Origin of the sequence: Aeribacillus composti (genome assembly GCF_007827555.1) — a bacterium.
Taxonomy (GTDB): domain Bacteria; phylum Bacillota; class Bacilli; order Bacillales; family Aeribacillaceae; genus Aeribacillus; species Aeribacillus composti.
The window spans coordinates 19,148-38,312 of the sequence record NZ_VISS01000033.1 but is presented as its reverse complement, the minus strand read 5'-3'; the positions used below and the strand labels follow the sequence as shown (position 1 = coordinate 38,312).

The window sequence follows — 19,165 nt, the reverse complement described above, 5'->3', positions numbered from 1 at the left end:
TTATGGCTAAAAATAGCATAATTCATCATCATAGACTTTTCGGCAGGGCAGTGGGCCTCTAAAATACCGGAAATGATAAAGATATTTTAGATCCAAAGGAGTGTAACATAGAAATGGTAAACCAACTCTCATGGAAAGTCGGTGGGCAGCAAGGAGAAGGAATCGAAAGTACAGGAGAAGTCTTTGCAATTACGCTCAACCGGCTTGGTTATTACCTATATGGATACCGCCACTTTTCTTCACGAATTAAAGGGGGACATACAAACAATAAAATTCGTGTCAGCACGAAGAAAGTTCGAACGATAAGCGATGATTTAGATATTCTTGTTGCTTTTGACCAAGAAACGATCGATTTTAATTTTCACGAATTGCGGGACGGCGGAGTTATACTTGCCGATGCAAAGTTTGGACCGAAAATCCCTGAAGGAAGCAATGTTTCCTTATATTCAGTACCTTTTACGGAAATCGCTTCAGAGCTGGGAACATCTTTAATGAAGAACATGGTTGCAATCGGTGCAACAAGCGCAATTTTGAATCTTGACCCGTCATTATTTCAGGAAGTTGTACAAGACACTTACGGAAGAAAAGGCGAACAAGTCGTCTTAAACAACATGGAGGCGATTAGAAAAGGCGCCCAATATTTAAAAGAAGAATTAGGGTTTGACCGTTCAGATCTTTATTTGGAAAAAGCGGATGGTCAAAAGCGGATGTTCATGATTGGAAACGACGCCATCGCTCTAGGTGCGATTGCCGCTGGTGCACGCTTTATGGCTGCCTATCCGATTACTCCCGCTTCGGAAATTATGGAATATTTGATTAAAAAGCTTCCAGATTTAGGAGGAGCTGTCATTCAGACGGAAGACGAAATCGCTGCAGCCACAATGGCGATTGGAGCCAACTATGCCGGCGCTAGGGCATTTACTTCCTCTGCTGGTCCAGGTTTATCATTAATGATGGAATCGATCGGTCTGTCAGGCATGACGGAAACTCCGCTAGTCATAGTTGATACACAGCGCGGTGGTCCGAGCACTGGACTTCCAACTAAGCAGGAGCAATCGGATTTAATGGCTATGATTTACGGAACACATGGAGAGATACCAAAAATTGTTATTGCACCGAGCACGGTGGAAGAAGCATTTTATGATACGGTTGAGGCGTTTAACTTAGCGGAAGAGTACCAATGCCCTGTGATTGTACTTTCTGATTTGCAGCTTTCTCTTGGTAAGCAAACGGTTGAACCTCTTTCCTATGAATCTATCCAAATTCGGCGCGGAAAACTATTAAATGAAGAATTAGTTCCGGAAGCAGGCAATCAAGGGTATTTCAAACGCTATGAAATAACAGAAGACGGTATATCGCCGCGAGTGATTCCTGGAATGAAAAACGGCATCCACCATGTGACAGGTGTTGAGCACGATGAAACCGGAAAACCTTCGGAAGCTGCCGCAAACAGAAAGGCGCAAATGGAAAAACGGCTTCGCAAATTAGAACAAATAGAGTTCAACAATAAAGTTCATAAAAATGACAAGCATGAAGAGCCGGATATTTTGTTCATTGGCTACATTTCGACAAGAGGGGCCATTGAGGAAGCGATGGAACGTCTAGAAGAAGACGGAGTGAAAGTGAACCATGCGCACATCCGTCTCATTCATCCATTCCCGAAAGAGGAAATTCGCCCGCTCATTGAAAAGGCTAAACAAGTCATCGTTGTGGAGCATAATGCAACAGGACAATTAGCAAATCTTATAAAAATGAATGTCGGATTTGCTGACAAAATTCAATCTCTATTAAAATATGACGGAAACCCGTTCCTGCCGAATGAAATTTATACGCAAAGCAAGGAGTTCACAAAACAAGGAGTGTTGTTCTAAATGGCCACTTTTAAAGATTTTCGCAACAATGTCAAACCGAATTGGTGTCCGGGTTGCGGCGATTTCTCGGTTCAAGCAGCTATACAGAGGGCAGCTGCTAATGTCGGTTTGGAACCGCATCAGCTTGCAGTCATTTCCGGAATTGGATGCTCAGGAAGGATTTCAGGTTATATATATTCTTACGGCTTCCATGGAATTCACGGTCGTGCGCTGCCGATCGCACAAGGCGTAAAAATGGCGAACCAAGATTTAACGGTCATAGCAGCTGGCGGTGACGGCGATGGGTTTGCTATTGGTACGGCGCATACCATTCATTCGATGAGAAGAAATATCGACATTACGTATATTGTGATGGACAACCAAATTTACGGGTTAACAAAAGGACAAACGTCCCCAAGAAGTGATGTCGGTTTTAAAACAAAAAGCACCCCGCAAGGTTCAATTGAATCTCCGCTGTCCGTAATGGAATTGGCGTTAACAGCAGGTGCTACGTTTGTTGCGCAAAGCTTTTCGACAGATTTAAAAGATTTAACTTCCTTGATCGAACAAGCAATTCAGCATAAAGGCTTTTCCTTTATCAACGTGTTCAGTCCTTGCGTTACTTATAACAAAGTGAACACATACGACTGGTTTAAAGAGAATTTAACAAAGCTGAAAGATATTGAAGGATATGATCCTTCTGACAAAAAACTTGCCATGCAAACGTTAATGGAATATAACGGTCTTGTAACAGGTCTTATTTATCAAAATAAAGAACAAAAACCATATGAAGAGCTTGTTCCAGGATTCGGCGAAGTGCCGCTTGCAAAAGCTGAACTGAAACTTAGCAAAGAAAAATTTGACGAATTAGTAGCAGAGTTTATGTAGGAGAGGGGTTCCCCTCTCTCTTTTTTTGATTTTAATTGTTAAAGGAAGAAATCTACTTTTAGCTTATTTCTAGAAATCTTGTATAGAAAATTTTTAAAAAAAAGTGTCTTTATTATAAAATAATGGTGCAATATTGTGTTCTGCTACTTAACACGATATACTATAAAACAGTGTACACTTTTAAACATGAAGGAGTAATGCGCCATGAATGAAAAACAACGATTAGCAACCACGATGGTTAATCCTTCGGACAAAAAATCCGAGAAGGATTACAGTAAGTATTTCGAGCGTGTTTACATTCCGCCTTCTTTAAAAGATGCGAAAAAGCGCGGAAAAGAAGAAGTGAAATACCATAAAGATTTTGTCATTCCTGAACATTTAAAAGGAATGGGAGAAGGCAGAAAGTTTTATATTCGCACATACGGATGTCAAATGAATGAACATGATACGGAAGTGATGGCCGGTATTTTTATGCAGCTCGGATATAAGCCGACTGACAGCACAGAAGATGCTGATGTTATTTTGTTAAACACATGTGCGATCAGGGAAAACGCTGAAAACAAAGTATTTGGGGAAATTGGGCATTTGAAGCCGCTCAAAATGGAAAAGCCGGATCTTATCTTAGGTGTTTGCGGCTGCATGTCCCAGGAAGAATCTGTTGTCAACAAAATTTTAAAGCAGTACCAATATGTTGATTTAATTTTTGGAACACACAACATTCACCGCCTTCCGCATTTGTTGAATGAAGCGTATATGTCGAAGGAAATGGTCGTGGAGGTTTGGTCAAAAGAAGGCGATGTGATTGAAAACCTTCCGAAAGTCCGGAAAGGAAATATTAAAGCTTGGGTCAATATTATGTACGGCTGCGACAAATTTTGCACGTATTGCATTGTTCCGTACACTCGAGGCAAAGAACGGAGCCGCAGACCGGAGGATATTATTCAAGAAGTTCGCCACCTGGCAGCGCAAGGGTATAAAGAAATCACGTTACTTGGTCAAAACGTAAATGCCTACGGGAAAGATTTTGACGATATCAAATACGGCCTAGGCGATTTAATGGACGAGCTTCGAAAAATCGATATCGCCAGAATTCGTTTTACCACAAGTCACCCGAAAGATTTTGACGACCGTTTAATTGAAGTTTTGGCCAAAGGCGGCAACCTTGTCGATCATATCCATCTTCCGGTGCAGTCAGGCAGCTCGGAAATATTGAAATTGATGGCACGCAAATATACGCGCGAACAGTATTTAGAATTAGTGCAAAAAATTAAAAAGGCGATTCCAAACGTTTCGTTAACGACTGATATCATTGTCGGCTTTCCAAATGAGACGGATGAGCAGTTTGAAGAAACACTCTCCCTCTATCGCGAAGTCGGCTTTGACAGTGCCTATACGTTCATTTATTCGCCTCGGGAAGGAACGCCTGCTGCTAAAATGAAAGATAATGTCCCGATGGAAGTGAAAAAAGAACGGCTGCAGCGATTAAATGCATTAGTCAACGAAATTTCCGCCCAAAAAATGAAAGAATATGAAGGCAAAGTCGTTGAGGTATTAGTTGAAGGCGAGAGCAAAAACAATCCTGACATTTTGGCAGGGTATACGAGAAAAAATAAACTAGTTAACTTTAAAGGTCCGAAATCGGCGATTGGTCAGCTTGTAAAAGTAAAAATTACAAAAGCCAAAACCTGGACTCTTGATGGAGAAATGGTGGAAGAGCAAATTGGGGTGACATTGTAATGGCGTATACGAAAGACGATATTTTAGAAAAGGCAAAAGAACTGGCGCAAATGATAGCCGAAACAGAGCAAGTTGACTTCTTTAAAAAAGCGGAAGAACAAATTAACGAAAATCAAAAAGTTCGGGAAATGATTGCCAGCATTAAAAGCCTGCAAAAACAAGCCGTCAATTTTCAGCATTTCGGAAAGCATGAAGCTCTCAAACAAGTGGAGGAGAAAATTGACAGCCTGTATGAAGAATTAGATCAAATTCCGATCGTCCAGCAATTTAAAGAATCGCAAATTGAAGTTAACGATCTTCTTCAATTAGTAGCGAATACAATTTCAAACCATGTGACAAATGAAATTATTCGCTCAACTGGAGGCAATCTGTTAACGGGTGAAACAGGCGCCCAAATTCGGAATAAACATGGATCTTGCCATTAATCGTATTAAGGTTTTCAGGCTATTTTTGAAAAAATAAAAACCGTTTGAGCTTATGAACAATCGGTATTTCTATGATTTCGGCCAACCCTCCCTCATTTTGTTTAAAGACGCGTCAGCGTCTTTTTTAATTTTTGGTACATATTTTCTGGCTCATGCATAGAATGAACTAGAAGGATTTATGAAAATATCGAGCTTGTCCTAGCGAAAATCTTTTTACGATCGTTTTGAGGAGGGTTTGGCAAATGGCAGAATATAGGGAAATCATAACGAAAGCGGTAGTAGCAAAAGGTCGAAAGTTTACTCAAGCAACACATACGATTAGTCCTGAGAAGAAACCAGCAAGTATTTTGGGTGGTTGGATTATTAACCATAAATATGATGCGCAAAAACGGGGGAAAACAGTTGAAATTGAGGGAACATATGATATTAACGTTTGGTATTCATTTGATGAAAATACGAAAACAGAAGTAGTTACAGAGCGTGTCAAGTATACAGATGTGTTAAAATTACGATATAAAGATGACAACTATTTAGATGACGAGAACGAAGTGGTTGCCCGTGTTTTGCAGCAGCCGAATTGTCTGGAAGTCACCATTTCTCCAAACGGCGAAAACATTGTGGTTCAAGTAGAAAGAGAATTTTTAGCAGAGGTCATCGGAGAAACGAAAGTGGTCGTCTCCGTCCATCCTAACAACTTGTCTGAATCCGATGAGGAATGGGATGATTGGGAAGAGGATTTAGAGGATGAAATAGAAGATTTGACGCCAGAGCTTTTAGAAGGTGAACCAGAAGAATAATGAAAAACTAGGAGGGCTGCTTCCTAGTTTTTTTATGTCAAAAGTTTGGCGGAATAAACAAATCTGTGAATAATCGTGTACTTGCTTCCTGTTTTTTATGTCAAAGGTTTGGCGGAATAAACTAATTTGCGATAATCACGCACCTGTTTCTTAATTTTTTATGTCAAAAGTTTAAAGGAATAAACAAATCCGCCATTAATCATGAACATTTATGTCAAAGGTTGACGCAATAAACAAATTTGCGAATAATCATGTACGTGCTTTTTAGTTTTATTGTTTTGTCATAGGTTATTTGAGCGAATAAGTTTTTTTCGGAATAAAGAGTTTGTGCTATAATAAAAGATGTTAACTTTTACATACAGTCGGGGGATGAACATGGCACAATACACGCCAATGATACAGCAATATTTAAACATCAAGGCAGACTATCAGGATGCCTTTTTATTTTTTCGTTTAGGCGATTTTTATGAAATGTTTTTTGAGGATGCCATCAAGGCTTCTCAAGAATTGGAAATTACGTTAACAAGCCGTGATGGCGGGGGCGAGGAAAGAATCCCGATGTGCGGGGTGCCGTATCACTCAGCCTCAAGCTACATCGAACAGCTCATTGAAAAGGGCTATAAGGTGGCGATTTGTGAACAAACAGAAGATCCGAAACAAGCAAAAGGTGTTGTGAAACGGGAAGTCGTTCAGCTCATTACACCAGGGACATTAATGGAAGGAAAAGGGCTAGGCGAGAAAGACAACCAATATATTGCTTCCGTTACGGTCTTTGAAGCGCTTTTCGGCTTAGCTTTGACGGATATTACGACAGGGGAATCATATGTCACCCTTCTCTCCACAATGGAGGACTGCTTGGGCGAGCTTTATTCCCGCCAAGTGAAAGAGATTGTAGTGGCAGATGATTTTCCTGAGAAACTGAAAAAAATGATATTAGAAAGACAGCCTGTGACATTTTCGATTGAAAAAGACGCAGCTTATCTTGAAAAATTAGACAGCATTGCAGGACATTTGCAAGATCAGCGGCTGAAAATAACGTTTGCAAGGCTATACAACTATTTAGAACGGACGCAAAAACGGACGCTTGAGCATTTGCAAAAGGTGGAGTTTTATCAATTAAATCAATATTTGAAAATTGATATGTACTCGAAAAGAAATTTGGAGCTGACCGAGACGATTCGATCGAAAGGAAAAAAAGGCTCCCTTCTTTGGCTGCTAGATGAGACGAAAACAGCTATGGGCGCGCGTCTGCTGAAGCAATGGATTGACCGTCCGCTTATTGACAAAAAAGAAATTGAAAAGCGGCAAAATATTGTTGGAATGTTGATCGACCGCTATATCGAAAGAGAAGAACTAAGGGAATTGCTGAAGGAAGTATACGACTTAGAAAGACTGTCGGGAAAAATTGCGTTCGGAAATGCAAACGCAAGAGATCTGATTCAATTGAAAAAGTCGCTTGAAAAAATTCCTGAGATCCGCTCAATCGTTGCTTCGTTAGGAATTGCTGATTCGGAGCAAATAAAAAAAGAAATTGATCCTTGTGAAAGCTTGAAGGAGTTGCTTCAAAAAGCGATCATCGAAAACCCGCCGATTTCAGTCAAAGAGGGGAACATCATTAAGGACGGATTTAACGAAGAATTGGATCGCTACAGAGATGCAGCGAGAAACGGAAAAACGTGGATAGCAGAGCTGGAAAAAAGAGAAAGAGAGCTGACAGGAATTAAATCGCTTAAAATCGGCTACAACAAAGTGTTTGGATATTATATTGAAGTAACGAAAGCGAATCTTCATCTTTTGGATGAAGGAAGATATGAACGGAAACAGACGCTGGCCAATGCCGAACGTTATGTGACACCAGAGCTGAAAGAGAAAGAAGCGTTGATTTTAGAAGCGGAAGAAAAAATCGTTGATCTTGAGTATGAATTGTTCGTGCAAATTCGCGACGAAGTAAAGCAATATATTCCTAGATTGCAGCTCTTGGCTAAAAAGATTGCCGAGCTTGACTGCCTGCAATGCTTTGCTGTAATCAGCGAAGAACGACATTATACGAAACCGTCCTTTTCCGACTCCGAGCTTTACATAAAAGACGGTCGTCATCCAGTCGTAGAAAAAGTGATGGAATCCGAAAACTATGTTCCGAATGATTGCTGGATGAAAGAAGGAAGGAACATTCTTTTAATCACCGGTCCAAACATGTCAGGAAAAAGTACGTACATGCGGCAAATTGCTTTAACGGCTGTTTTGGCGCAAATCGGCTGCTTTGTCCCTGCCAGCGAAGCGGTTCTGCCGATCTTTGACCAAATTTTTACTAGAATTGGAGCGGCTGACGATTTAGTATCAGGGCAAAGTACGTTTATGGTGGAAATGCTGGAAGCCAAAAATGCGATTGTACATGCCACGAATCAAAGTTTGATTTTATTTGACGAAATCGGGCGCGGGACATCGACATATGACGGCATGGCGCTTGCTCAAGCGATAATCGAATACATTCACGATCACATCGGAGCCAAAACATTGTTCTCGACCCATTATCATGAATTAACTGTGCTCGGAGATGAATTGCAAAATGTGCAGAACGTCCATGTTAAGGCAATAGAGGAAAACGGAAAGGTTGTTTTTCTCCATAAAGTGGATGAAGGGGCGGCTGATCAAAGCTACGGAATTCATGTTGCTGAGCTTGCGGAACTTCCTGAAATTCTTATCCAAAGGGCAAAAGAAATATTGAGCAAACTGGAAGGAGACAATCAGAAAGAGAAACATACACCATCCGTCATCGAGCATTCGGTGGAACCGAGCATCGAGTATTCTGCGGAGCCAAGCCAGCTTTCTTTATTCGGCGATGAAATAGCAGAGAAGAAAAAAGAGCCGGTAGGGAAAAAGCTTTCATCAAAGGAAAAAGAGGTGCTCTCCATCATTTCTTCCTTAGATCTATTGGATATGACGCCTCTTGAAGCATTAAACACACTGTATGACATCCAAAAGAAATTGAAATAGGTGATGATGATGGGAAAAATCATCCTTATGGATGCTAGTTTATCCAACAAAATTGCCGCTGGGGAAGTCGTGGAGCGGCCGGCTTCTGTTGTGAAAGAACTAGTCGAAAATGCGATTGATGCAAACAGCACAGTGATAGAAATTGAGGCGGAAGAAGGCGGTTTGAGCAAAATTCGCGTCGTGGACAATGGGGACGGAATGGAGCCAGATGATTGCGAAAAGGCGTTTAAGCGGCATGCAACAAGCAAAATTAAAGATGAAGCGGATTTATTCCGCATCCGAACTCTCGGCTTCCGGGGCGAAGCGCTGCCTTCGATTGCCGCCGTTTCTCATCTGGAAATGAAAACTAGCACAGGGGATAAACCCGGGACGAAAATTACTTTAATCGGCGGGAAGGTAACAGCAAAAGAGACAGCATCAAGTCGAAAAGGAACGGACATTACGGTCACGAACCTGTTTTTCAATACGCCGGCGCGATTGAAGTATATGAAAAGCTTGAATACGGAGCTTGGGAGAATAACCGACATAGTCAATCGTCTTGCGCTGAGCTATCCAAACATATCGTTTAAATTTACGCATAACGGCCGACGGCTTCTATATACGAACGGCAAAGGAGATGTACGGCAAGTTCTTGCAGCGATTTACGGGGTTCCCATTGCGAAAAAAATGTTTCCAGTCCATTTCCGTTCGCTTGATTTTGACATACGCGGCTATTTATCGTTGCCGGAAGTGACAAGAGCATCCAAAAACTATATTTCTACGATGATCAACGGGAGATTTATTAAAAATCATTCCATTACGAAGGCGGTGGAAGAAGGGTACCATACGCTCCTGCCTATAGGGCGTTTTCCGGTCGTCTATCTTCATATTGAAATGGATCCGATCTTAGTGGACGTAAATGTTCATCCTGCCAAACTGGAGGTCAGAATCAGCAAAGAAGCGGAATTATTTGAAGTCATCGCAAAAGGCATCCAGAATGCATTTAAGAAAAAAGAGCTTATCCCAACCTCTGATACAGTCAAAAAGAAAAAAGAGCACCCGGTAAACGTGCAGCAAGAGATCCAATTTGAACATCTGATCAATAAGGAAAAACAGGATCCAGAATGGACGTTTCAACCAAAAACGGCTGATAATCAATGGAAAGAAGATGATTTGTATTCGATTGATCATAGAGGAGCGGATGAAGAGCAGCAACAATCCTTTTCCTCTGAAAAAATAGCTGAACCTCCAGTTGTCGATGGAGAAACTGAAGTACAAGAGTATTTGCCAAATAACAACGAAGAACATGAAGAGAAGGTTTCGGACAATAATAGGTTGGATGAAAGCCGAGTTCCTCCAATGTATCCAATTGGACAGATGCACGGCACTTACATTTTGGCGCAAAATGAAAAAGGATTATATATAATCGATCAGCATGCTGCCCAAGAAAGAATCAAATATGAATATTTTCGCGAAAAAGTTGGGGAAGTGGCGAGCGAAGTGCAGGAAATGCTTGTTCCCCTAACACTGAGCTTTTCCTCTGATGAAGTCATGGTGATCGAAGAGCATAAAGAAGAGCTGGCTGAGGTCGGAGTGTTTTTGGAGAATTTTGGACCGAACACCTATATCATTCGATCTCATCCAACATGGTTCCCGCAAGGTGAAGAAAAAGAAATTATTGAAGAGCTGATCCAGCAGGTGCTTAATGAAAAAAAGACGGATATCCACAAGCTTAGAGAAGATGCAGCCATCATGATGAGCTGCAAAGGATCAATTAAAGCGAATCAATATTTAAACAATGAAGAAATATTCGCGTTGCTAGAATCGCTAAGAAAAGCGTCAGATCCATTTACTTGCCCTCATGGCCGGCCGATCATCATTCATTTTTCCACCTATGAGCTCGAAAAAATGTTTAAGAGGGTTATGTAATAGTTTTCTGCTGCATGTAAAAGATCGTTGTCAAGTTATGAGGTAAATGGAGATGGGAGCAATGATTGGACAAAAGTTGTTTTTTTCGGATTAGAGCAGTATAAAGAGAATATGAAATCAATTGAAAAGAGTATACTCTATGATGAAAAAGGGTATAATACATTGGTGTTTTCTTAAAAATCATGATACGATGAAACAGTGAGTATTTTTTGAAAGTGTGGTCAATATGGAAGAAGAAAAGGATAGACTTGTTGTTTTAATTGGCCCAACTGCTGTCGGAAAGACGAAACTAAGCATTGAATTAGCCAAAAAATTAAACGGCGAAATTATCAGCGGCGATTCCATGCAGATTTATAAAGGAATGGATATCGGAACAGCAAAGATAAAAGAGCATGAAATGGAAGGAATCCCCCATCATTTAATTGATTTAAAGAATCCTTCGGAAGAATTCTCCGTTGCCGAGTTTCAAGAGCTTGCGAGAAAAGCAATTGCCTCGATAACAAAGCGCGGAAAAATGCCGATGATTGTTGGGGGAACAGGCTTGTACATTCAAGCGGTTCTATATGATGATTACCAATTTTCCGATATTCAATCTGACCCTGAAATAAGAAAAGAACTGGAAAATTTTTTGCATGAGCATGGGAATTTAGCATTATACGAGCGTTTACAGGAAATCGACCCTGACAGTGCGGAACGAATTCATCCAAACAATGCTAGGAGAGTCATCCGTGCTTTAGAAATTTTCTATAAAACAGGAAAAAAAATGAGCGAGCATATAAAGGCGCATGAAGCAAATGAGCGCTATCATACCGCCATTATCGGCCTTACGATGGACCGCGATGTATTGTATCAACGCATTGATAAAAGAGTTGACGAAATGATTGAGGAAGGTTTGATTGAAGAAGCAAAATCGCTGTATGATTCTGGAGTTCGCGGTGTACAATCTGCGCAGGCGATTGGATATAAAGAATTATACGATTTTTTTGATGGTAAGGCTTCTCTTGCAGAAGCAATTGAAACGTTGAAAAAAAACACAAGAAGATATGCGAAAAGGCAACTAACATGGTTTCGAAACAAAATGAATGTCAAATGGTTTGATATGACTCCGCCTGTCGCGATGGAAGAAAAAGTTAGTGAAATTTTTCATTATATAGCAGGAAAGCTTCTTTCTGAGAAGAAATAATAAATATAGAGGATATGAGGAGGACGAATGATGAAGCAACCGATAAACATTCAAGATCAAGTGTTAAATCAGTTACGAAAAGATGGCACTTACGTGACCGTGTTTTTATTAAACGGTTTCCAAATTAGAGGACAAGTAAAAGCATTTGATAATTTTACGGTCCTCATCGAATCAGAGGGCAAACAGCAGCTCATTTACAAGCATGCGATCTCAACATTTGCACCGCAAAGAAATGTACAAATTGACATTGAAGCATGACGAAAAAACCGGAGATGATCTCCGGTTTTTTCATGAGAAGGAAAGGTTTCGTGGCAGCGGTTCCGATATGTCAGGTATTTTTCTATCTTCAATCCATGTTTTCCTAATTATCGGCTAAACGCAGATAATTTGAATGGTCGTTATTTTTGCCCTTCGCTAATATTTAACTGACCTGTCCTAGAATCTGTACTTGTCCAGGCCGCAAGCCACCCAGGCTTCAGAAAATACTGCTTAGTTTTTATTAAGACATAGATGAAAAGAAGGTTTGTACTACTTGGCTTTCAGCATAAATATTAATAATAACAACCTTTTTCCATGACATGTTCCTTTAAACAAAGTAGATGTAATTTAGAAGATAAATATAAAAATGAGGTGAAGCCTGTGGAGCGAGCGGTCACCTTCAAAAATAACGGCCAAATGAATATTGTCTTAGGACAAAGCAAAACTGAACTTGAAGGTAAAAAGGAAAAAATCGCGACATATGATCTTTCCATTTCCAAAGCGGCTGTCGAACACAGTGTATTAAAAGAGATTGAACAGGAGATGGGCGCATTAGTTGGAATGGAAGAAGTGAAAAGATTATTAAAGGAAATATATGCATGGATTTTTGTGAATAAAAAAAGAGAAGAACAGGGGTTAAAAACCGGAAGGCAAGCGCTTCATATGCTGTTTAAAGGGAATCCCGGAACGGGAAAAACAACGATCGCGCGATTGATTGGAAAGCTTTTTTTCCAAATGAATGTTTTATCGAAAGGGCACTTAATTGAAGCGGAGCGGGCTGATTTAGTAGGTGAATATATCGGCCATACAGCACAAAAAACGCGCGATTTGATCAAAAAATCACTTGGCGGAATTCTTTTTATTGATGAGGCATACAGTTTAGCCCGCGGAGGAGAAAAAGATTTCGGAAAAGAAGCAATTGACACCCTTGTCAAACATATGGAAGACAGACAGCATGATTTTGTGTTAATTTTAGCCGGATATCCAAGGGAAATGGATCGTTTTTTATCTTTAAATCCCGGACTCGAATCCCGTTTTCCGATTGTAGTTGATTTCCCAGACTATTCAGTCGATGAGCTGATGGAAATAGCAAAATTAATGATGAAGGACAAAGAGTATCGATTTAGCCATGGAGCTGAATGCAAATTGAAAGAGCATTTGCTAAAAGTGAAATATGCGACTCACCCAACGAACTTTTCAAATGGAAGATATGTTCGCAACATTATCGAAAAATCTATACGGGCACAGGCAATGAGGCTCCTGCTTTCTGATAAGTTTGGCAAGGAAGATTTGCTTCTTGTAAAAGAAGAAGATTTAATATTAAACGTATAAGCAGCCCCTAGGCTGCTTTGCTTGATTATTGAAAAGAATCTTTATTTAAATGGGCTTTGAAGAAAGCTCCTGTTTCATTGCTGCACATAATTTACACAAATTCGTTTATTTTTCTCACATAGTTTAGAAAAGAATGACGGCAGCCATTTAATTGGCTGAAACGATTAGAATTTGATACTCTTAACGTTGACTCAATAAATTTTTCTAGCGTTGAAGTGCATTGATGATTTAAGTTTGATAATCTTTATTTTGACTCAATACGTTTCTGTTTTTAAAGCATACTGAAGATGATTTAGTTGAGTCCTAACATTGAACTTAGCAACGTTTCTAGTCTTGAAGTGTGCTGAAGATGGTTTGAATTTGAACTCTGTACGTTTTGTTTTGAAATGTGCTGAAGATGAATTGAGTTTGATCATCTTACTTTTGAATTCAATACGTTTCTTTTGTCTTGAAGTGCGCTAAAGATGATTTAAATTTGATAACCTTACCATTGATCCGTTTATCGAAGGTTTAATTCATAACGCATAGCTTATAAATTTGCAGCATAATTGGAGGAAGAAGACGAGTGGAAGAGAAAGAACAGGTGATTCTCGTTGGCGTCAAGTTCATGGAAACCGATGAAGAACAGTTTTTTTATTTAATGGAAGAGCTGAAATCGCTCACGGCTGCTGCGGGCGGCCAAGTCGCAGCTGTTTGCACACAAAATCGACTGAGGGCAGAACCATCTACATATATTGGAAAAGGAAAAGTTGATGAGATTAAACAGCTTATCGAAACGACAGAGGCAAATACCGTTATTTTCAATAATGAGCTGTCGCCCAGCCAGCTGCGAAATTTAGCTCGTCTGTTAGAGGTAAAAGTGATCGATCGGACTCAGCTAATTTTGGATATTTTTTCAAAAAGGGCGAAGTCAAGAGAAGGGAAACTTCAAGTTGAGCTGGCACAGCTTGAATATTTGCTTCCGAGACTTTCGGGACATGGATTGAATCTATCTCGGCAAGGAGGAGGAATCGGGACAAGAGGTCCGGGAGAAACGAAGCTTGAAACGGATCAAAGGCACATCCGAAATCGCATTCACGATATAAAACAACAGCTGTCCCATATTGTTTCCCATCGCGAGCGTTATCGTTCGCAAAGAAAGAGAAATCATCAAACTCAAATCGCTCTTGTTGGCTATACCAACGCAGGAAAGTCAACGCTGTTCAATAAGCTGACAGCTGCTGATTCATTTCAGGAGGATATGGTGTTTGCCACATTGGATCCTATGACAAGGAAAATGTTTCTCCCATCCGGCATGAAGGTGCTCATGACTGATACTGTCGGCTTTATCCAGCAGCTGCCAACAAGCCTTATCGCTGCTTTTCGTTCTACGTTAGAAGAAATAAAGGAAGCAGATTTGCTTTTACATATCGTCGACAGCTCTCATCCTGACTATATTCAGCATGAAAACACTGTGAATGAATTATTAAAAGAATTAGGAACGGACGGATTGCCTGTTTTAACAGTGTACAATAAAAAAGATCAACAACTAGAGCATTTCTTTCCTTCTTTAAAGGAAGACTATATTGTCATTTCTGCTTTTTGTGACGAAGATATAGAACGGTTAAAAACAGCTATTGAAGAAAAATTAAAGAAAAAAATGCATCCTTACGTTGTCTCCGTTCCAACAGGTGATGGGAAACGTCTATCGTTGTTAAAAGCAAATACGCTCGTTTCAACCTTGCAATTTGACGAACAAAATCAGCACTATATCGTTTCTGGTCTAGTGTTTCGCGACCATCCAGTATATGATCAAATTATGAAGAATAACTAGAAAGGGTTTTACAGATGTTTCAATATTTTACACATGGAAAAAAAATTATGGACATAGCTCAAAAAGTAGAAAAAAAAATAAAACCATTTCACGAAGAAATTGACAAAGTAGTGGAAGTAAATCAGCTTCGCGTGCTCAGAAGCTTTCAAAAGCATCGGGTGAGCGATTCCCACTTTATTCCCTCAACAGGATACGGATATGATGATATCGGCAGGGATACATTGGAAGATGTTTATGCTGATATTTTTGGATGTGAAAAAGGACTTGTCCGGCCGCAAATCATTTCTGGTACACACGCCATTTCAACGGCTCTCTTCGGCGTATTAAGGCCCGGCGATGAACTCATCTATATTACCGGAAAGCCGTATGATACGCTTGAAGAAATTGTCGGTATCCGCGGAAAGGGGACAGGCTCTTTAAAAGAATTTGGCATTTCTTATCAAACAATTGATCTGACTCCTGAAGGACGAGTTGATTTTGACCGAGTAAAAGCGGCAATCAGTGATAAAACAAAAATGATCGGAATTCAGCGTTCTAGAGGATATGATGTCAGACCGTCATTTTCCATTCAGGAAATTAAGGAAATGGTTTCTTTCATAAAATCAATCAATGAAAAAATTGTTGTTTTTGTCGATAATTGCTACGGTGAGTTTACCGAAGATCAGGAGCCGGGACATGCAGGTGCTGATCTTATTGCAGGCTCTCTTATAAAAAATCCTGGAGGAGGGCTTGTGAAAACGGGAGGATACATCGTTGGAAAAGAAGAGCTCGTGGAAGCTTGCGCGTACCGGCTCACTTCGCCAGGTATCGGAAGGGAAGCCGGTGCAATGCTTTACAGTCTTCATGAGATGTTTCAAGGTATTTTTCTCGCTCCGCATGTTGTTGGACAAGCGCTAAAAGGAGCGATTTTTACCGCTGCAATGCTGGAAGAAATCGGGTTGCGAGTCAATCCTAGCTGGAATGAGAAAAGATCAGATCTAGTTCAGTCCGTTCAGTTTGATAATGCAGATATGATGATTGCGTTTTGCCAAGCGATTCAATCTGCATCGCCCATAAACTCGCATGTAACACCGGTTCCAAATGAAATGCCGGGTTATAGCGATCAAGTCATCATGGCGGCCGGGACTTTTGTCCAAGGCTCCAGCATCGAGCTTTCAGCGGATGGACCGATTCGTCCTCCATATGTGGCATATGTGCAGGGAGGCTTGACGTTTGAACATGTCAAAATCGCTATTTTCCATGCCGTCAATGAATTAATAGAAAAACGATTAGTCGAACTATAAAAAAACATTTCATCTGGTTCAGCGTTCTGCTTACGGTTTCTAGGGTAGTTCCGATCATATTTGCCAATTCTCGATTCGTTAAATGGGCTGTCAAACGATAAAGTTTTCCTTGTAAAAAAACCATGTTAAATTTTGTGACATTATATTGACATGATATCTTACATTCATCTATAATGTAGATAAGCAAAAGGAAGGAGGGGCTAAAAGAGCATGAATGATCAAGACCGCCGTTCCATGCCGTTGTTTCCAATCAGCATCGTAAAACAGCTGACGGAACTATCTGCCAGACAAATAAGATATTATGAAGAACATGGTCTTATTTCCCCTGCGAGAACGGAAGGCAATCGCCGGTTATTTTCCTTCAATGATGTCGATAGATTGCTTGAAATTAAATCGTTGATTGAGCAGGGTGTCAATATGGCAGGTATTAAGCAAATATTTGCGTATAAAGAAAACGAACAAGAAAGACAAACTTTCGAAAGATCCTCATTGGCAAAAGAAAAATCAGATTTATCTGATGCCGAACTTCGCAAACTATTAAAGGAAGAACTTCTCCATGCTGGAAGAATGAACCGTGCAACATTAAGACAAGGAGACCTTTCACGGTTCTTTCATTGATAATATCGCTATATAAATTTATTTTTTATATATGAGAGGAGAAATAATATGCCAAAGTACACAAAAGAAGATATTATTCGTTTAGTCCAAGAAGAAAACGTAAAATTTATCCGCCTGCAGTTCACTGACATTTTGGGAACGATTAAAAACGTTGAAATCCCTGTTTCCCAATTAGAAAAAGCGTTGGATAACAAAATGATGTTTGACGGATCATCTATTGAAGGATTTGTCCGCATTGAGGAATCTGATATGTATCTGTATCCTGATTTAGATACGTTTGTCATTTTCCCATGGACAGCGGAAAAAGGGAAAGTTGCCCGCTTAATTTGCGATATTTACAATCCTGATGGAACGCCTTTTGAAGGAGATCCGCGCAACAACTTAAAACGAGTGCTGAAGGAAATGGAAGAGCTCGGATTTACAGCATTTAATTTAGGGGCTGAGCCGGAATTTTTCTTATTCAAACTGGATGAAAAGGGTGAACCAACATTAGAATTGAATGATAATGGCGGATATTTTGACCTTGCGCCGACTGATTTAGGCGAGAACTGCCGCCGCGACATTGTGTTGGAACTTGAGGAAATGGGATTCGAAATCGAAGCTTCCCACCACGAAGTAGCACCTGGTCAGCATGAAATTGACTTTAAATATGCAGATGCCATCAAAGCTTGTGATGACATTCAAACATTTAAGCTTGTTGTGAAAACCATTGCCCGTAAACACGGCTTGCACGCAACATTCATGCCAAAACCATTGTTCGGCGTCAACGGTTCAGGTATGCACTGCAACCTTTCTTTATTCCGAAATGGTGAAAATGCATTCTACGATCCAAATACAGAAGATGGATTAAGCGAAACAGCTTTACAATTCATTGCAGGTGTCATCAAACATGCAACAAGCTTTACAGCTGTGACAAACCCAACTGTCAACTCTTACAAACGTTTAGTGCCTGGCTACGAAGCTCCTTGCTATGTTGCATGGTCCGGCCGCAACAGAAGCCCGTTAATCCGGATTCCTGCATCTCGCGGCATGAGCACTCGTATTGAAGTGCGCAGCGTTGACCCATCTGCAAACCCATACCTTGCCATGGCTGTACTCTTGAAAGCTGGTCTCGATGGCATTAAAAACAAATTAACTCCGCCAAAACCAGTAGATCGCAACATTTATGTGATGACAAAAGAAGAACGCATCGAAAACGGCATTGTCGACCTTCCAGCAACATTATATGAGGCACTTGAAAACTTAAAACAAAACGAAGTCATTGTCAGTGCTTTAGGATCCCATTTATTCGAACATTTCGTCGAAGCAAAAGAGATCGAATGGGATATGTTCCGCACTCAAGTGCACCCATGGGAGCGCGAACAATACATCACTCAATATTAATCCCGAAACCCCTTGACGCTCAAGCGTTGGAGGGGTTTTATATTTGTGGGTGAAAACAATAAATCTAACTTTCAATAAAAAGCACCCACAAAACACCCACAAAAATTGAAAAAAAATTACTCCATAATTGATGAGGTGTATTCTTCATATTTACGCATCGAATCTTGATTAAAAGTGAAAGCAGATTTACGGCAAATTCAATTATTCCACATAGACAGAGGCAATGAATTCAAGAAAAAGACAATTGATGAAGCTCTAGATACTTTTTAGATTAATCGGTCGTTAAGCATGAAGGGTTGTCCCTATGACAACGCAGTAGCTGAAGCAACCTTTAAAATTATCAAAACAGAATTTGTTAAAAAATATTTCGGAAATTTAGACCGATTGAAACTGAAATTAGATGATTATGTTCATTGGTTTAATATATTAGAATCCATGGAACACTTGGGTATTTAAGCCCGATGGAGTACAAAGAGAAACACCTCAAACAGTAAAAATCACCAATCATTTTTCAGATCATGTTCTTATTTTAGGTCATAGGAACCGATCGAATAGACCTAAACCAATTTTCCTGAATGAAATGTTAAATATGGTCTCACTCTTCCTTCAATTGAATGAGAAGGGAATGAGCCGGATGTTTACTTTATTAAAACAGATGGGTCAGGTAAAATGGTTGATACAACATGGATTTCATTG

Annotated in this window: 14 protein-coding genes and 2 pseudogenes; 15 read left to right on the top strand and 1 reads right to left on the bottom strand. The window is 40.1% G+C overall.

From position 1 onward, the window contains the following. The first annotated feature begins 113 nt into the window (after window positions 1-113). The 12 genes from FB379_RS15285 (at window position 114) to FB379_RS15230 (ending at window position 16,468) form a co-directional block, all read left to right on the top strand. On the top strand, window positions 114-1,871 hold the full coding sequence (locus FB379_RS15285; protein ID WP_063386732.1) for a 2-oxoacid:acceptor oxidoreductase subunit alpha: 1,758 nt from the start codon (window positions 114-116) through the stop codon (window positions 1,869-1,871). Beyond that, the gene (locus FB379_RS15280; protein ID WP_063386733.1) at window positions 1,872-2,738 is read left to right on the top strand and encodes a 2-oxoacid:ferredoxin oxidoreductase subunit beta; all 867 of its coding nucleotides are present in this window, start codon (window positions 1,872-1,874) and stop codon (window positions 2,736-2,738) included. It begins immediately after the preceding gene. Window positions 2,739-2,942: 204 nt separating this feature from the next. Beyond that, on the top strand, window positions 2,943-4,475 hold the full coding sequence (gene miaB, locus FB379_RS15275) for a tRNA (N6-isopentenyl adenosine(37)-C2)-methylthiotransferase MiaB (protein WP_144598320.1): 1,533 nt from the start codon (window positions 2,943-2,945) through the stop codon (window positions 4,473-4,475). Next, on the top strand, window positions 4,475-4,900 hold the full coding sequence (locus FB379_RS15270) for a YlbF/YmcA family competence regulator (RefSeq protein WP_063386735.1): 426 nt from the start codon (window positions 4,475-4,477) through the stop codon (window positions 4,898-4,900). The genes miaB and FB379_RS15270 overlap by 1 nt, the downstream gene beginning before the upstream one ends. Window positions 4,901-5,142: 242 nt before the next feature. Beyond that, window positions 5,143-5,697, top strand: coding sequence for an outer spore coat protein CotE (gene cotE, locus FB379_RS15265; RefSeq protein WP_063386736.1), 555 nt, complete (start codon window positions 5,143-5,145; stop codon window positions 5,695-5,697). Between the two features lie 375 nt (window positions 5,698-6,072). After that, window positions 6,073-8,691 carry a DNA mismatch repair protein MutS gene (gene mutS, locus FB379_RS15260; protein ID WP_144598319.1) on the top strand — a complete coding sequence of 873 codons (2,619 nt, stop codon included), beginning with the start codon at window positions 6,073-6,075 and terminating at the stop codon, window positions 8,689-8,691. Between the two features lie 9 nt (window positions 8,692-8,700). Further along, a complete protein-coding gene (gene mutL / locus FB379_RS15255; RefSeq protein WP_144598318.1) occupies window positions 8,701-10,599 on the top strand; it encodes a DNA mismatch repair endonuclease MutL in 1,899 nt (632 codons plus the stop codon). Between the two features lie 226 nt (window positions 10,600-10,825). Continuing rightward, window positions 10,826-11,782: a tRNA (adenosine(37)-N6)-dimethylallyltransferase MiaA gene (gene miaA, locus FB379_RS15250; RefSeq protein WP_066246429.1), complete on the top strand. Its 957-nt coding sequence runs from the start codon at window positions 10,826-10,828 to the stop codon at window positions 11,780-11,782. 30 nt (window positions 11,783-11,812) lie between these two features. Further along, window positions 11,813-12,040: an RNA chaperone Hfq gene (gene hfq / locus FB379_RS15245; protein ID WP_066246428.1), complete on the top strand. Its 228-nt coding sequence runs from the start codon at window positions 11,813-11,815 to the stop codon at window positions 12,038-12,040. Window positions 12,041-12,457: 417 nt separating this feature from the next. Then, the gene (gene spoVK / locus FB379_RS15240; RefSeq protein ID WP_232515765.1) at window positions 12,458-13,372 is read left to right on the top strand and encodes a stage V sporulation protein K; all 915 of its coding nucleotides are present in this window, start codon (window positions 12,458-12,460) and stop codon (window positions 13,370-13,372) included. Between the two features lie 565 nt (window positions 13,373-13,937). Beyond that, entirely contained in the window at window positions 13,938-15,185 is a 1,248-nt protein-coding gene (gene hflX, locus FB379_RS15235) for a GTPase HflX (protein WP_144598317.1), read from the top strand. A gap of 14 nt (window positions 15,186-15,199) precedes the next feature. Continuing rightward, entirely contained in the window at window positions 15,200-16,468 is a 1,269-nt protein-coding gene (locus FB379_RS15230; RefSeq protein WP_063386742.1) for a methionine gamma-lyase family protein, read from the top strand. Window positions 16,469-16,475: 7 nt separating this feature from the next. Here the strand turns inward: FB379_RS15230 and FB379_RS15225 are convergent. Continuing rightward, a pseudogene (locus tag FB379_RS15225) lies at window positions 16,476-16,583 on the bottom strand (helix-turn-helix domain-containing protein); the annotation flags it as partial. Between the two features lie 95 nt (window positions 16,584-16,678). On the opposite strand from FB379_RS15225, the gene FB379_RS15220 reads away from it, so the two are divergent. From FB379_RS15220 to FB379_RS18820, 3 genes and pseudogenes are all read left to right on the top strand, one after another. Continuing rightward, entirely contained in the window at window positions 16,679-17,086 is a 408-nt protein-coding gene (locus FB379_RS15220) for a MerR family transcriptional regulator (protein ID WP_063386743.1), read from the top strand. 48 nt (window positions 17,087-17,134) lie between these two features. Beyond that, on the top strand, window positions 17,135-18,469 hold the full coding sequence (glnA, locus tag FB379_RS15215) for a type I glutamate--ammonia ligase (RefSeq protein ID WP_063386744.1): 1,335 nt from the start codon (window positions 17,135-17,137) through the stop codon (window positions 18,467-18,469). A 174-nt stretch (window positions 18,470-18,643) separates the two neighbouring features. Continuing rightward, a pseudogene (locus FB379_RS18820) lies at window positions 18,644-18,963 on the top strand (IS3 family transposase); the annotation flags it as partial. Window positions 18,964-19,165 lie beyond the last annotated feature (202 nt).